Source organism: Wolbachia endosymbiont (group A) of Lasioglossum morio (assembly GCF_947250585.1).
Taxonomy (GTDB): Bacteria; Pseudomonadota; Alphaproteobacteria; order Rickettsiales; family Anaplasmataceae; genus Wolbachia; species Wolbachia pipientis.
In genome coordinates this window covers 1,156,179-1,171,197 of the sequence record NZ_OX366327.1, presented here as the reverse complement: position 1 = coordinate 1,171,197, position 15,019 = coordinate 1,156,179, and the positions used below count along the sequence as shown (strand labels likewise).

General features: G+C 36.1%; 14 protein-coding genes and 2 pseudogenes. 7 read left to right on the top strand and 9 right to left on the bottom strand.

What is annotated here, in order from left to right; all coding sequences use genetic code 11:
- Positions 1 to 24: 24 nt before the first annotated feature.
- Positions 25 to 884 (top strand): IS630 family transposase gene (locus tag OOK89_RS05735; RefSeq protein ID WP_264705388.1). Its coding sequence is split into 2 segments (ribosomal slippage): positions 25 to 349 and positions 349 to 884, totalling 861 coding nucleotides; the frame shifts between segments, so codons are not numbered across the junction.
- Positions 885 to 912: 28 nt separating this feature from the next.
- Here OOK89_RS05735 and OOK89_RS05730 read toward each other — a convergent pair.
- From OOK89_RS05730 to OOK89_RS06675, 5 genes and pseudogenes are all read right to left on the bottom strand, one after another.
- Positions 913 to 1,296 (bottom strand): annotated as a pseudogene (locus tag OOK89_RS05730) (DUF6444 domain-containing protein); the annotation flags it as partial.
- A 205-nt stretch (positions 1,297 to 1,501) separates the two neighbouring features.
- Positions 1,502 to 3,775, bottom strand: coding sequence for a polyribonucleotide nucleotidyltransferase (gene pnp / locus OOK89_RS05725; protein ID WP_264718940.1), 2,274 nt, complete (start codon positions 3,773 to 3,775; stop codon positions 1,502 to 1,504).
- Between the two features lie 14 nt (positions 3,776 to 3,789).
- Positions 3,790 to 4,062 (bottom strand): 30S ribosomal protein S15, encoded by a 273-nt coding sequence (rpsO, locus tag OOK89_RS05720; RefSeq protein ID WP_006279944.1) that lies wholly within the window; start codon positions 4,060 to 4,062, stop codon positions 3,790 to 3,792.
- Between the two features lie 12 nt (positions 4,063 to 4,074).
- On the bottom strand, positions 4,075 to 4,413 hold the full coding sequence (locus tag OOK89_RS05715) for a hypothetical protein (RefSeq protein WP_231115842.1): 339 nt from the start codon (positions 4,411 to 4,413) through the stop codon (positions 4,075 to 4,077).
- A gap of 7 nt (positions 4,414 to 4,420) precedes the next feature.
- Positions 4,421 to 5,361, bottom strand: a pseudogene (locus OOK89_RS06675) (IS5 family transposase).
- Positions 5,362 to 5,512: 151 nt separating this feature from the next.
- Here OOK89_RS06675 and OOK89_RS06540 point away from each other — a divergent pair.
- From OOK89_RS06540 to lepB, 6 genes are all read left to right on the top strand, one after another.
- Positions 5,513 to 6,874: a leucine-rich repeat domain-containing protein gene (locus OOK89_RS06540; protein ID WP_264718939.1), complete on the top strand. Its 1,362-nt coding sequence runs from the start codon at positions 5,513 to 5,515 to the stop codon at positions 6,872 to 6,874.
- A gap of 270 nt (positions 6,875 to 7,144) precedes the next feature.
- Positions 7,145 to 7,306 (top strand): hypothetical protein, encoded by a 162-nt coding sequence (locus tag OOK89_RS05690; protein WP_264718938.1) that lies wholly within the window; start codon positions 7,145 to 7,147, stop codon positions 7,304 to 7,306.
- A gap of 700 nt (positions 7,307 to 8,006) precedes the next feature.
- Positions 8,007 to 9,032, top strand: a complete 1,026-nt coding sequence (locus tag OOK89_RS05685; protein ID WP_095866589.1) for an extracellular solute-binding protein — start codon at positions 8,007 to 8,009, stop codon at positions 9,030 to 9,032.
- A 203-nt stretch (positions 9,033 to 9,235) separates the two neighbouring features.
- Complete coding sequence (locus OOK89_RS05680) at positions 9,236 to 10,123, top strand: aspartate carbamoyltransferase catalytic subunit (RefSeq protein ID WP_006280416.1); 888 nt, start codon at positions 9,236 to 9,238, stop codon at positions 10,121 to 10,123.
- A 45-nt stretch (positions 10,124 to 10,168) separates the two neighbouring features.
- Positions 10,169 to 10,300 (top strand): hypothetical protein, encoded by a 132-nt coding sequence (locus tag OOK89_RS05675; protein WP_255317428.1) that lies wholly within the window; start codon positions 10,169 to 10,171, stop codon positions 10,298 to 10,300.
- 772 nt (positions 10,301 to 11,072) lie between these two features.
- Positions 11,073 to 11,819, top strand: coding sequence for a signal peptidase I (gene lepB, locus OOK89_RS05670; protein ID WP_264719328.1), 747 nt, complete (start codon positions 11,073 to 11,075; stop codon positions 11,817 to 11,819).
- A 7-nt stretch (positions 11,820 to 11,826) separates the two neighbouring features.
- Here lepB and OOK89_RS05665 read toward each other — a convergent pair whose 3' ends face one another.
- From OOK89_RS05665 to iscU, 4 genes are read right to left on the bottom strand one after another with little or no spacing between them, the layout of a single operon-like run.
- On the bottom strand, positions 11,827 to 13,680 hold the full coding sequence (locus OOK89_RS05665) for an Hsp70 family protein (protein ID WP_264718935.1): 1,854 nt from the start codon (positions 13,678 to 13,680) through the stop codon (positions 11,827 to 11,829).
- Entirely contained in the window at positions 13,658 to 14,116 is a 459-nt protein-coding gene (locus OOK89_RS05660; RefSeq protein ID WP_319606935.1) for an iron-sulfur cluster co-chaperone HscB C-terminal domain-containing protein, read from the bottom strand. Before OOK89_RS05660 ends, OOK89_RS05665 begins: the two co-directional genes overlap by 23 nt.
- The gene (locus OOK89_RS05655; protein WP_264718932.1) at positions 14,109 to 14,513 is read right to left on the bottom strand and encodes a HesB/IscA family protein; all 405 of its coding nucleotides are present in this window, start codon (positions 14,511 to 14,513) and stop codon (positions 14,109 to 14,111) included. Before OOK89_RS05655 ends, OOK89_RS05660 begins: the two co-directional genes overlap by 8 nt.
- A 10-nt stretch (positions 14,514 to 14,523) precedes the next feature.
- Positions 14,524 to 14,916 carry a Fe-S cluster assembly scaffold IscU gene (iscU, locus tag OOK89_RS05650; protein ID WP_182319561.1) on the bottom strand — a complete coding sequence of 131 codons (393 nt, stop codon included), beginning with the start codon at positions 14,914 to 14,916 and terminating at the stop codon, positions 14,524 to 14,526.
- Positions 14,917 to 15,019 lie beyond the last annotated feature (103 nt).

The window sequence follows — 15,019 nt, the reverse complement described above, 5'->3', positions numbered from 1 at the left end:
GGTAGATGATGATAAGGAGGTTGAATGCCAGCAGCATATAGTTATGATTTAAGAAAAAAAGCAATGGAAGCGCTAGACGAAGGAGAAAGCAGAGAAACAGTGGCAGCAAGATTTAAGATTGGACGAACTACTTTATGGGAGTGGCAGCAAAGAAGAAAAGAAACAGGAGACTTTCAATCAAAAAAACTTGGAAATGGGGGTTACAATCACAAAATTACCGACTGGGATACCTTTGCCAAATTTGCCAGAGAACACGGAGGAAAGACTCTATCGGAAATGGCTAAACTTTGGAACAACGTTAGTATCCAAACGATCTATCGAGCCCTTAAAAAAATTGGATTTACGCGCAAAAAAAGACATATGGATACAAGGAAAGAAACGAAGAAAAACGTGCTGAATTTTTGAAAATTATAGCGACAAAAGAACCTAAAAACTTAGTGTATATAGATGAGTCTGGCATTGATAACACCGAAGACTACCCCTACGGATATTGCCAGAAAGGACAGCGGTTTTATGCCTTAAAATCTGGAAAGAAAACTCAACGAATCAGTATGGTTGCAGCCTTAAGTGGAAGAAAGATAGTTGTTCCGTTAACCTTTGAAGGCCACTGTAATATGGATGTTTTTAATGGATGGTTTGAGCAATTTTTGACACCGATCTTGGAACCTGGACAGACTGTCATTCTTGACAATGCTACTTTTCATAAGTCTGATAAGATTATCGAGCTTGCTAAAGGGGTTGGTGCAGAAATTTTGTATCTGCCGCCTTATTCTCCAGATTTCAACAAAATTGAGCATCATTGGTTTGCTATAAAAAACAGAGCCAGGAAAAACATTCCTCTATTCGAATCCTTTCGTCGTGCTGTTGATTCTGCCTTCCTATGACCTGTTCGGACTATTATGAGAAATGCTATACTACATAAGGCCTAATTTCCGGAAGATCAACTTTTTGGTGAACATAAGGTTTTTCGCATATTACAAGCTCTCCTCCGCATTCGCAAATATTAGGCAACTCTATTTTTACTACTTTATCCGCTTCCATTGTAGCATGAAAATTTCCTTTATGCCCAACCTGATCGCCAACATTCCTTTCGCTTTTTGGCTTGTTCTTTTTTGTTTTGTACAATTCTTTAGAGCTCGGTAGAGATGAATTTTTCGAGTTTAAACCAAGCCTTTCCTTTAATTCAGCGTTCTCTATCTTTAAAGCTTTATTTTCTGCTTTTAAGTTTTCTATCTCTGCTTTCAGTTTTTCTATTTTTTGCTGTAAATTTTTGCAAAGTTCTAAAAGGTTTACCACATTACCTCACTTTTGCTCTATGATTATCTTTTTAGATCACTTTGTCTACCTTATTCTACCACTCCGCTGAACGGATACCTTGGGTTAGCTATAGCTAACACCACAATTGTACTAACATTGTGATTTGAGAACAACCTTCACCAGAAAGGGTGTCATTCCAGTGTTAAGCACTGGAATGACGAGAGGTAACGCAAGAAGTTTACTCTTAATAAAAACCTGATGATGAATCATTATTACCAAATTTCGGCCTATTTCTGTTGCTGAAACCAGAACGAGGACGAGGAGGCCTCTTATGGTGACTTCCTCCAGGTTTTCTACTAAATGAATTATTGTAATAATTATCCCTGTCATTTGGACCATCTCTCCTTTCCTCGTTGTAAAGCTCACCTTCAAAAAACTCTCCCGTCTCTTGGTCAACCCGACGTCTTGACAACTTTGGACACCCACCTTTTTCGAAGTCAATTACTAGTGCTTTGAAAGTATCATCTTGTTTAAGTACGCTCTCTATAGAATCTATATGTTCATTAGCTACTTCACTTATGTGCATTTTTCCTTTTCTGCCATTAAGAAATTCAAGCTCTACAATAGACTTCTCTATTCTTACAACCTTGACATCAACTATAGAACCTTGTTCTAGTTCTGTTATTGAATCAATCATCATACTCTTTGCAATTTCAGCTTCAGTGCCACTCGTAGCAAAAACAGAAACTTTACCATCATCTCCTATTTCAATTTTTGCATTACTTCTTTCACACACACTGCGTATATTTTTCCCCTTAGAACCTATAGCAGCAGAAATTTTGTCTTTATCTATGTAAAATGATAACATCCTTGGTGCATGGTCTTTGACATCATCACTGTGTTCTGAAATCACTGCATTCATTTTTTCTAAAATATGTAATCTTCCAGCTTTTGCCTGTTCTAAAGATTTTTCAACAATTTCAAAGCTTATACCAGAAATTTTCATGTCCATTTGTAGCGCCGTAACCCCTTCACTAGTTCCTGCTACTTTAAAGTCCATATCACCAAGATAATCTTCATCACCAAGTATATCGGAAAGTATTACATACTCGTCTTTATCTTTGATGAGACCCATAGCAATTCCAGCAACAGGGGCCTTTATTGGCACACCCGTATCCATTAAAGCAAGAGAAGTCCCACAAACTGTTGCCATAGAAGAAGAACCATCAGACTCCAAAATTTCGGACACTACTCTTATTGTATAAGGAAATTCAGACTTATCGGGTAAAACAGGATGAACTGCTTTCCAAGCAAGTTTGCCATGACCGATTTCTCTTCTTCCTGGTGCACGCGCAGCAGAAGTTTCTCCAACAGCAAATGAGGGAAAGTTATAATGCAACATGAAATGCTCACGTCTATCCCCTTCAATATCATCCACAATTTGCTCATCTTGAGTGGTGCCAAGAGCAGTAACAACCAGTGCCTGAGTATTGCCTCTTGTAAATAGTGCAGAACCGTGAGTTTTGGACAGAATATCAACTTCAACTTCTATCTGACGTATCTCATCATGCTTACGACCGTCTATCCTTACACTTTTCTTCCTAATTATTTCACGTACTAAAGATCTTTCAAAGTTTTTTACTGCATACGTAATTAACTTTTCGTCTTTTCCAGTTTCTTTAAGAGTATTCAATATATTCTCTCTGATCGCTTCTAGAGCTTGAACTCGCTCTTGTTTTACTGTTTGCGAATATGCTTTTTCAAAATCTTTACCGTATTTTTCGAGCTCTTGTGTTATATCTGATGCATCAATAGGGGCAAAGCTCTCAGGTTTATTGCCAATTGTATCAGCAAACTCTTTTATGAGCTTAATGACAGGCTTAAGGTGTTCATGGCCAAATTTTATTGCATTAAAAACATTTTCTTCAGAGAGCTCTTTCACTTCTGATTCAACCATTAAAATTGAATTTTCATCACCAGACAAAAACAGATCCAAGCTGCTTGCTTTCATCTCTTGAACAGAAGGGTTGAGTATATAGTTATTATTTTCATCACAACCAACCATCACTCCAGCTATAGTAAAGTGAAAGGGAACACCAGAAATTGCAAGAGCTGCAACAGCACCAATCAATGCTGGCACTTCAGGAGGATTGACTATATCATAAGTTAATAGATTGCACACCACACTAATTTCATCATGAAATCCTTCTGGGAATAGTGGTCTTATACTTCTATCTATTACCCTTGAGATTAAAGTTTCTCTATCAGATGGCTTGCCTTCTCTTTTAAAAAAGCCGCCAGGGATCTTACCCATGGCATAGCTTTTTGCGATAAACTGTACATTTAAAGGAAGAAAATCAACATTTTCTTCCTTCTTTTTACTTACAACAGTTACTAAAACAGAAGTATCACCGTAATTTACAACTACTGAACCATGAGCTTGGCGTGCTATTTTTCCTGTTTCTAAAGATAAGGCACGACCACCCCACTCTATAGATTTTTTTATAATTTTAAACATATTAAATTCCTCGATTATTTTCTAATGCCTAACTTCTCTATTAATTCCTGATAGGCTTCATTACCAAATTTACGCTTTATATAATTTAAGTGCTTGCGTCTTCTACCTATCAATATAAGTAAACCACGCTTAGAGTGATGGTCATGCTTGTGCACTTTAAAATGCTCAGTTAAGTTACTGATCCTCTCGGTCAAAATTGCACATTGTACAAAAGATGAACCTGTATCATCTTCTTTAATTGCATATATATTTATCAAACTCTTTTTCTTTTCGGATGTTATCGACATCTAAACCTCATTTTAAATATTAAAAACACGAATAGGTTTCACACAACCATAAATAAAACTGCAGATTGCAATAGGTACACTACCCACCACCGTACAACAAATATCATGATTCTTTAAATTACGCAAGTTATTTAATACAACTTCCTGACCTTTTCTGATTTTCCCCGCATCTTCTAGGGAAATTTCAACTTTGAACATCGATTTTAAAGCCGATTCAATGGGGATGACGAAACTTTTTGTATTACTCCCTGTCACTCCATCATCTTCTGTCATCCCACCCCCCTCTGTCATCCAAGTAGCTGACACTGGGATGGCTTTGTTGCATCGCTCTTCGGATAGTAGGTAACGCACAATAAATTTATGAAGCTATCTCAAATTTAGCCATACCAATATCAGTGAACTTATTGAGCAAATAGCATTTAACAAGTAGTTCCTTCTCTCTATTTGTCTCAGATTTATTCCTAAAACTAAACCCGAATGTTTGTTTCAGTCGCGAGAAAAAACTTTCTATATAAGATCTTTTTCCATAACTCATCTCTTTTTTCCACTTCTTTATACCATCTTCATCATATGACTTTATGAGCTTGACTGCAGAATTTCTCTCAGCCATATAGTCTAACTTTGGATGCTCTGCTGCGTTGTTTTTCGGAGGAATTTTCGTTTTTATACCATATTGATTACACAGCTTATAGAGCTTTTCTCTGTCATATGCCCTATCTGCATATAGTACTTTTATGACATACTGAAAATCGACTTCTTTTAGCAAATCACAAGCTCCATAGTGATCAGCCGTTACTGTATTTTACAGCTATGGCTTTTTTGCTGTTTGTATTCAACATTACATGCAATTTTCTTGTCTGTTCATAGCTGCGATACTTTCTATCTTCGCTATTTTCTTTGCTATGACCAGGAGTGTTGTTGTATATACTAATTCCTGTACTGTCTATAGCAATTTCGATATCTTCCATATTATTTTCTGCAATCATTGATCTTAATATTGAGTTTCTTAAACCTTCTTGATGATTGTGAATAGCTGATAACTTGCAAATTTTTCCCAATTTGCTCAAGGTATCCTGCTATAAACCCAACTGTTTGCCTCAGGCCTATTCTAAATAAACAAGTTATTATGTGCACCAAAATTACAACTTTATCGCTATAAATATTGTTGCCACCTGGTATTTTTGGACCATTCTCGTACCACTTTTCTATGGCTTCGTTGATATAATGAAAAATATTTCCTCTTTTTTCTAGAAATTTGTTATATTCGCTATGGTTACTGACCCTCATTTTTTGTGGCATATTTTTCCTTCAACAGTTAAATCGCTATTTATAATGAATTTTGTCAGTAATCACTAATTTTTCTGCTGCTATGCAACAAAGCCCACTGGGATCCAGGAAAGTTTGCTTGTGAGCAAGCAAACTAGTATAGAAAGTGGTTACAACATTTTTGATGAGATTATATGGAAAACTGGATCCCAGTGTCAGCTACTCGGATGACAGGAGAGGGGACTGGGATAGCAAGAGAAGAATTCTGAAACGACAAACCTCAAAAAAAACTTATGTAAAATCTAGCATTAACGAAAATTATACTTTTTTCATGCATGCTATGGTTTTTATAATTAACGGAGAGTGTGATATGGCGTTAGGTGATCAATTGAATGCTAAGACAGAACAAGAGCTCATAGACGACGGTGCTTTTATAAATGCTTTAGTAGAAAAGCTCGCAGCAGGTGTTGGTAATAGTGGTGTTTATACTAAAACTGCTGCAAATACTGCATTTGTTAAAACTGATGGTTCCAATGCAACTGAAGCTGGTGTAACTGCTATGCTAGGCACACTTAGAGGAAATAACCAAGTTGTTAAAGCTAACGGTGACAATGCAACTGAAGCTGGTGTAACTGCTATGCTAGGCACACTTAAAGGAAATAACCAAGTTGTTAAAGCTAACGGTGACAATGCAACTGAAGATGGCGTAAATGCTATGCTAGACAGACTTACTGGAGATAACGTAGTTGCTAAAATTGATGGTTCTAATGTAGAGGAAGCTGGTGTAAATGCTATGTTAGGCAAACTCACTGATAAAGTTGTTAAAGTTCCAGATCTCATTACTAAAGTTAACGTTCTTGGTGATAATGCAACTGAAGCTGGTGTGAAAGCTATGTTAGATAAGCTCTCAGCAAACGAGAAAGTTGCTAAAGTTTCTGATCTCACTACCAAAGTTAATGTTGCTGGTGACAACGTAACTGATGCTGGTGTAAATGCTATGTTAGACAAACTCACTGATAAAGTTGTTAAAGCTACAGAGCTTAAAACAAAAGCTGCAGAAAAAGAGGTCGTGGATGCTATAACTGCTTCTTCTGATTTTACAAATAAGGTATATATTAAAGCTGCTCCAGCTGATGAAGTTTATACTAAAACTGTTACAGATACTACGTTTGCTAAAATCGATGCTTCTAACCTTACAGATGCAGCAAACAAGAAAGCTTTCGCGGAAGCTATACTTCCTGCACAAGACGGCGACAAATCAATTTTAGTGGATAAATTGGGGGACGCCATAGCTAGCACAGATAAAGCAGAGTATAATGTTGGAACTGAACAAACAGCAAAACAGTTCTTAAACAGTAGAGGGCTAATTCCATCAGAGGATGCAATATTTACTAGACTCACAAGCAATGACAATTTCAAAACAAGCGTTGCAATGAATGTCAATGCTAGTGATACAGGATTTCAAAATGCTGTAAGGGAAGTAATGTCACAACCGCGATTTGAGATTCCAGGCGAAGCAGATGTTCCAATTTCTGCGGATTGGTAATTCAGCGCTAGATCCAAGTAGTCACGCTACTTGGATGACGTCATACGGTCCTCGGATGACGAAAAAAAGGACTCGGATAACACCCTACAATGTCATTCCAGCGCGTGACGCTGGAATCCAGGTCTTTTTAGCTATCATAGGATGACAGAAGCAGACCCTCCACTTTGTCATTCCAGTACCCTCTTCTTGTTATGAAAGTAGCTGACACTGGTCTCCATCCAAGAGGGTGTCATCCGAGTAGCTGACACTGGTTTACTTTATGATGATGTCATGCAAGTAGCTTTCCATCCAAAAGGGTGTCATCCCAGTGCCTTGACTACTTGGATCCAGGAAAGTTTGCTTGTGAGCAAGCAAACTAGCATAGAAAGTGGTTACAACATTTTCGATGAGATTATATGGAAAACTGGATCCCAGTGTCAAGCACTGGGATGATATCATCCTTCTACGTCATACCGCGATTCATTCGCGGTATCTCTAGATCCCGCTAACACGTAGCGGGATGACGAGCTTATCGTCATGCCACCATGAACCGTCATACCTTAACATAGATCCCGCTAACAAGCAGCGGGATGACGGTTGTTGTTTAGCTATAAATATTAAGAAATTTACCAAACGAAAAAAAAGGCAAAAGAAGCCCCGTGGTTGGCTAATTACTTACATTATACTTTCAAGTATGGCGTTTTTTTATTCTAAACGCTTAATAACCGCGATTTAGTTGCTTTTAAGCCGCAACTAATCTAAATTATAAACATTAAGAAATTTACTAAACAGAAAAAAAGGCAAAAGAAACCCTAGGGTAGCTAATTATTCACTATCCATTTTTTAAGTTGGCGTTTTTTGATGTTTTAAATGCTTTATAAGCGTATTTCAGCTTGTATAGGTAAAAACCTAGAAATTTGATAAAGACATAAGATGCACATAGTGCAAAAAATTAAACATGGGACGCCAGATACGTGAGTTTTTTTGTCATTTAATCTGTACAGAGAAGATAAATAAATAGCTTCAGTTTCATGATAAGGGGACTGGCGAAGCTTGTCAAGGAAGTTTTTATGATTTATCTAACGAACTTTACACTTGCTAAAGTTGTACCATCTTGGTAACTTTAACTGAAAGAAGTTATTTTTTATCCAATATGAAAAAAGCCTTTATATTCACATCCTTAATAGCAATTATATTGATAGTTATTACTTATTTATACAGAAACGACGGAACTAATGACTCACAAGTGGTAAATGTTTATTCATCGCGCAAAGAAGAATTAGTACGTACTTTGTTTGATGAATTCACGAAAAATACAGGTATTAAAGTACGTTACATCATTGATGATTATTCTCAGCTACTTTCACGAATGGAAAACGGTGGTGAAGCTGACTTATTTTTGACTGCTGATGCAATCAACTTAATTCTAGCAAAAAAAAGAGGACTTTTATCTCAAGTAGATTCAGAGGTTTTAAAAAGTGTTATACCTGCAAGATTTAGAGACAGTGAAGATTATTGGTTTGGTCTTACAAAAAGAGCTAGGATATTGGTTTACAATAAAGAGTCAGTAGACCCTAAGGACTTAAGTACTTATGAAGATTTAGCAAATGAAAAATGGAAAGGAAAAATATTAGTGCGTTCTTCTACAAGTCCATATAACAGATCGTTAATTGCTTTTATGATTGCAAATAATGGTTTTGAAAAGACGAAAGAATGGGTAAGCGGAATTGTGAGCAATATGGCAAGAAAACCAAGTGGTGGTGATACTGATCAAATTTACGCCGTAGCAGCGGGTGAGGGAGATGTTGCAATAGTAAACAGCTACTACTTTGCGAGAATTCTTTTATCAGAAAATAAAAAGAATGTTGCAGACAAGCTAGGGGCTTTTTTTCCTAATCGCAACGATCACGGTGTAATGGTAAACATCAGTGGTGCAGCAGTAACAAAAAACGCAAAAAACAGGGAAAATGCTATAGTCTTATTGGAATTTTTAGTAAGCAAGCAGGCTCAAGAGTTATACGCTAAAAAAAACCAAGAATATCCTATTATTGAAGGCGTTGAAACTTCCGATATACTAAAATCTTGGGGAAATTATTCACAAAGTGATTTGCCTCTAAGTGAACTTGAGAAGCATCTTTTTGAGGCTGTTATGATAGCGGATGAGTGTAAGTGGAAGTAATCCCCAGCGCCACTAAACATTGGGATGAAAGATTTATGCTAATATACCTTACTCTTGACTCGCTGAACTTTTTCTTCCTTCTAACTTAATTTTGACTTTACTATCTTTTTCCGTTCTTTCACCAAAACAATTGCTGCACAAGAAGTCTATTGAAAAAAGGTAATAAGAAAGTAGAATAGGTTCAAGTAGTTGAAAAGGAAACTATGAACAAGAGAAGGAATTTGTTAAACATCTCAGACCTTACAGTCGATGATGTAGAAAATATAACTAAGTTGGCCAACCAGTACCTTAAAAAAGAAGTTGCAAATAGTCATATCTTGGAAAATAAGACAGTAATAAATTTATTCTTTGAAGATTCAACGCGTACACTTGCGTCTTTTGAAATAGCAGCAAAAAGCCTTGGAGCAAATGTTGTAACTTTGCCAATAAGATCTTCTTCTATTAACAAGGGAGAAGATCTAAAAGACATGATCAAAACATTAAATGCAATGAATCCTGATTACATAATAATCAGGCATAAAAGTAGTGGTATCATTAATACACTGGCAAAGTATGTTAACTGCTCGCTAATCAATGCAGGCGATGGAAGTAGTGAACATCCAACTCAAGCTCTTGCAGACTATCTTGTAATCAGCAATCACAAAAAGCAAATAAAGGACCTCAAAGTTGTGATATGTGGAGATATTCTGCACAGTAGAGTTGCAAGATCAAATATAAGATTGCTAAAAATGTTTGGAGCAGAGATAAACTTGGTCGCACCACCAACTTTGATTTGTAAGCATTTTCCTGAAGTAGATTCAGTCCATTATTCATTAATTGAAGGTATAAAGGATGCTGACGTAATTATGCTTTTGAGATTGCAGAAAGAGCGCATGAATAATAGTTCTTCAGAGAAAGAATATTTTTATTTGTATGGACTTGATTCACAAAAGCTATCATACGCAAAACCAGATGCGATTGTTATGCACCCAGGGCCAATAAACAGAGGGATTGAGATTAGCAGCGATGTAGCAGATTGTGTTATTTTACAGCAAGTAGAATTTGGATTGGCAATACGTAAGGCAGTGTTGCACTATTATAGGCCTTGCTAATATTAAAAGATGCTACACAACTAATGCAAAAAGGGGGGGCATGAAATGACAAGGCTTGTAAATGGTTTGAGAATGGCCATTAAGATGTTAAGGCCGAGGATATGGTGTGGAAGTTTTTACGAAAGCCTGAAGTCAATCAACAACCTTGCAGAACGGCAAATTAGACGGCTATCGTAAAAACAGCTTTTTCACCTGGTCGGAACATGGAGAAAGATTTGTGGAAAGAATGTTGTCGATATTTTTGACATCACGTCTCAATGGCCAAAATCCCTTCCAAAAGTTACGACTGCTTAGTTCTTTATTCATTCTCACAATCCGTGAACGGTTACAACCTGGATTCCAGTGGGCTTTGTTGCATCGCTAGCTATGATGGATTAAAGATAAAAAAGATAGGGAATATCAGTAGCTTATTATTCTGGTATTTATAACAAGAACGGTCAATGAATACCTAAATTTGAGTAAAAGAAATTTCACTACCATTTACCAATCCGGCTAAAATTCAAGAATTTCAATGCTTTAGCTATTTTCAATAGAATTAAATTTATTAATATAAATAACAAATTACTATTCTTAAATTTGATCAGATTGATTGCAAAAAAACAAGATTTTCAATAGGTTGCTTATAATCCTAACTATAGTTAGCCTTTCATAAGTAGCGATGCAACAAAGCCATTCCAGTGTCAGCTACTTTCATAACACCATATTACCTTAACAAAAGCAAATGTTCGTACAGATGTGCATCAGCTACTTTCATCTGCCACCTGCAAATTGCAATGTTCGTACAGTTATGTGTCACGCTACTTGGATGATACCGTTGAAAGAAATGAACCGCCTTTTCAAAATTGTTTTGAATAGAGGAATAACATTCACAAGTAAAATTTCATATTACCATTTTTTAATTTATGTATTATAATAAGCTTAATCTATAAGAAAAACAAAGTTGGAAAAGTTGGAAGAACTAAGCAAAAACTGGGTGATAAGAACGGGAAGATTTTTATCTTCATTGTTTTTTTTACTGTTGATTGCGCTATCAATACGTAGTTTTTTATTCGAGCCATTTCATATACCTTCTGGTTCAATGAAAAGCACCCTACTTGAAGGGGATTACATTTTTACTAGTAAATATTCATACGGTTACAGTAAACACTCCTTTCCATTTTCTCCAAACATTTTTAGCGGCAGGATTTTTTATACCCCTCCAAAGCGTGGCGACATAGTAGTTTTCAAACCCACAAGAAATGACAGCATCAGGTTTGTTAAGCGAGTAATAGGAACACCAGGTGACAAAGTGCAAATGATAGAGGGAGAATTATACCTAAATGATCAGAAAGTAGAGCGAAGGCAAATTGAAAGTTTTGTTGATTATGAGTCAAATCGTAACATACCAAGATATATAGAAACGCTTTTAAGTGGCAAGGAACATGAGATTTTGGTAGATGACATTTCTAATAAGCTATCATATAACACTCCGGTTTATTATGTACCTAACGATCAATTTTTCGTTATGGGAGACAATAGAAATAATTCTTTAGATAGTAGGTTTCCTGAAGTTGGTTTTGTACCAATGGAAAATATCATTGGGCGTGTAAGCATAGTTGGTTTATCATTTAAATTAGGAAAGGTCGATTGGTTACCATTTAATTTCAGGTTACCTGTTGCTTTGAGATTAAATAGGGTATTGCACAAGGTTGTGTAAGCTTTTTCTACCTATTTGTTAATTCACACAACTCTAAAGAAGAATTTTCTAACTCGGCGATAGTGTTGTTAATTTCATTCAAGTCATTGCCTTGTAAAGCGTTTTTTGCATTTTGTAATAGGTTTTTCAACTTTTGATCAGTGGAAAGGTTATTATTGTTTTCAACCAAGTGTATGAGTTTATTTCCATTAATTTTAGCGCCTGCAAGGGAACGAGCCTTCATATCCTCGTCAAAGCTGTTTATTGACTGGTCAACCATATTTTGAATATCAGCTTCACTCAAGCCAAAACTTGAATTTACTTCAACTGTCTGCTCGATTCTGGTGGTTTTTTCTCTTGCAGTAACAGTCAAGATTCCGTCAACGTTAACTGTGAATTCTATTTCAACTCTTGCAGAACCTGCAGGTAGTGGCGGTATACCTTTTAGTTCAAACTGCGCTAGAGATTTGTTATCCTCTATCATTTCACGTTCTCCCTGACAAACATGAATTTTCATTGCTGTTTGCCCATCAATATAAGTTGTAAACTCTTTTGTTTCTGAAACTGGTAGTGGCGTATTTCTTGGTATGATTTTTTCAACTATGCCTCCCATAGTTTCTATGCCAAGTGATAAAGGTAGAACATCCAGGAGAATATTCCTATCTTTTGAGCTCGAAATTAAATCATGAGCCTGCAGAGCTGCCCCAATGGCAACTGCTTTATCCGGATCCACGTCATTTAGTACTTTATTTCCAAAGAGTTTAACTAGTGAATTTTGAACCAATGGTGTTCTAGTTGCACCACCAACTAAAATTACTCCTCTTATATCGTCAATTTTAAGATCTATATCACTTATAGTACGAGTGACTATATTGATAGTCCTATTGACCAAAGAACTGATTGCATGTTCAAATTCTTCTCTGGTAATTTCGCATTCAAATAATTCACCGTTAATATTGAATTCAAAAGTGCCTACGGTGTTTTCGCTCAGGTATTCTTTTACAATACATGATTCAATAAGTGTTGTCATGCAAGTAGCTGACACTGGAATCCAGTTCTTATTATATAACTTTCTGGTGTGTTCATTTGTAATCAAACTTTCTGGATCCCAGACTGGGATGACACTAGAGCATTCTTTGTTTAAACCTACCTTTTCTCTATACTTATCAAGCACAATAAGGTTAAGCAAATGATCAAAATCATCGCCGCCGAGGTTGGTGTCACCACCAACCGCAAGGACTTGAAACACTCCTTGGTGCAATTTCAATATCGAAATATCGAACGTTCCGCCACCAAGGTCATACACTGCATATATTCCACTGCTATTGTTCTTTTCAATGGAGTAAGAAAGCGCTGCAGCGGTTGGCTCGTTAACGAGGCGAAGAACTTCTATGCCAGCTAATTTTGCCGCATATTTAGTTGCGTTACGTGCTGAATCGTCAAAGTAAGCTGGCACAGTAATCACTGCTTTTTTTACTTCCAGTCCCTTAGACTTTTTTACCCTCTCACATAAAGCTTTTAATATCTCAGCAGAAATCTCAATAGGAGTAAGATACTTTTCCTCTGCGCATTTTATTCTAATAACTTTTTCGCTTTCATGATCTATTTCAAAATTGACGCCTTCTTTATTTAATTCTTCAACACTTTTACCCATTAAACGCTTTATTGAGTAGATTGCATTTTGACCGACATCGTAGCCAGTTTTCAATGTATTATTTTCATATGAAAGAGCAGAAGGCAGCAGTTCTCTTCCTTGTTCATCTTTAAATATCTCCACGTTGCCAGCTTTATTTACCATAGCAATCAAAGAATTGGTGGTGCCAAGGTCTATACCAAAAACTACTTCACTTGAATTTGGTTCAGAAATTTGAATTGGTTGCATTCTTTTTCACCTCCTCAAATGACTTATATAAATATTTCAATCTTAAGACTTGTGTAGCGGCTTCATCAAAATTCTTTACAGCAAAAGTGTTAATTAGGTTTTTAACGCAATCTTTTATTTTTTCATCAATCATCCTGCTTGCAAATTGTAGATCGTCGCAGTCTAGTAAGTACTCTCTTATTTCCATTGATTCACTTAATATTTCAGAATTTAAGTGGTCCTTTTGGCTTCCCACACCAAAAAGATTCAACAAATGCTCAGCACGTTCTAGTGGTGACTTTAGCACTTGATAAGCTTTGTTGATATTTTCCATGTTTTTGGACTGTCTTTCATTTATATCAGTCTTGCTTAGCTCAATATATTTTTTCTCTAACTCATCAAAGCTGATATTGAAAGTTGGTTCAATTTCAAACAATGTAAAATAGCTGCTAGACATGAAAACTCTCTCCACAACCACATTTTCCTTTCTCATTAGGATTTTTGAAAACAAAACCCGATGAAAATTTTTCTTCTACATAATCCATTTCAGAGCCAAGAATAAACATGACGGATTTTGGGTCGATCAACACTTTAACTTTTTGGCCATCACTACAGTTTTCCTCAATTATCGACTCTAAAGGACGAGTATCATATGCATATTCAATGTCATATTTTAAACCAGAACATCCTTTTTGCTTAATTAGCACTCTTATTCCTATTGCTTCTTCCGGTTTCTCAAGGTTAGTATGCTTCTTTTGGTCCAATAAATACCTTATCCTTTCTACTGCTTCCGCAGTTATAGTAATAAGTTTTTTATCTTTCTTTATAGCGTTTACTCCTTGATATTCACTCATGCTTTAGTTCTCAATGTCCACCTTTATTTTGTTTACTTTGATAATCATGAATAGCAGCCTTTATAGCATCTTCAGCAAGCACCGAGCAGTGTATCTTCACTGGCGGCAAAGACAACTCTTCCACTATTTGAGTATTCTTTATCTGTGTTACATCTTCAATAGCTTTTCCTTTTATCATCTCTGTTAACAAGGAACTTGAAGCAATGGCAGAACCACAACCAAAAGTTTTAAATTTTGCATCTTCAATAACACCTTTGTCATTGACCTTTATCTGCAATTTCATTACATCACCGCACGATGGTGCACCAACTAGGCCAGTACCAACATTTGGATCATTTTTATCCAGAGAGCCAACATTCCTCGGATTTTCGTAATGATCTAAAATTTTCTCATTATAACTCATAAAATTACCTGTGAACCGCTATTCTACATTATAACATATTTAGGTTAAAAACTAAAGTAAAATACACTCAAAAAGTGTAATTTTTGTAAGGTAAAATTGTAGT

Coding starts and splice junctions, on each gene's coding strand:
- OOK89_RS05675 (WP_255317428.1), top strand. CDS start 10,169: ATGACAAGGCTTGTAAATGGTTTGAGAATGGCCATTAAGATGTTAAGG.
- OOK89_RS06540 (WP_264718939.1), top strand. CDS start 5,513: ATGAGATTATATGGAAAACTGGATCCCAGTGTCAGCTACTCGGATGAC.
- OOK89_RS05655 (WP_264718932.1), bottom strand. CDS start 14,513: ATGAGTGAATATCAAGGAGTAAACGCTATAAAGAAAGATAAAAAACTT.
- OOK89_RS05665 (WP_264718935.1), bottom strand. CDS start 13,680: ATGCAACCAATTCAAATTTCTGAACCAAATTCAAGTGAAGTAGTTTTT.
- OOK89_RS05690 (WP_264718938.1), top strand. CDS start 7,145: ATGCAAGTAGCTTTCCATCCAAAAGGGTGTCATCCCAGTGCCTTGACT.
- OOK89_RS05660 (WP_319606935.1), bottom strand. CDS start 14,116: ATGTCTAGCAGCTATTTTACATTGTTTGAAATTGAACCAACTTTCAAT.
- rpsO (WP_006279944.1), bottom strand. CDS start 4,062: ATGTCGATAACATCCGAAAAGAAAAAGAGTTTGATAAATATATATGCA.
- OOK89_RS05680 (WP_006280416.1), top strand. CDS start 9,236: ATGAACAAGAGAAGGAATTTGTTAAACATCTCAGACCTTACAGTCGAT.
- OOK89_RS05685 (WP_095866589.1), top strand. CDS start 8,007: ATGAAAAAAGCCTTTATATTCACATCCTTAATAGCAATTATATTGATA.
- pnp (WP_264718940.1), bottom strand. CDS start 3,775: ATGTTTAAAATTATAAAAAAATCTATAGAGTGGGGTGGTCGTGCCTTA.
- iscU (WP_182319561.1), bottom strand. CDS start 14,916: ATGAGTTATAATGAGAAAATTTTAGATCATTACGAAAATCCGAGGAAT.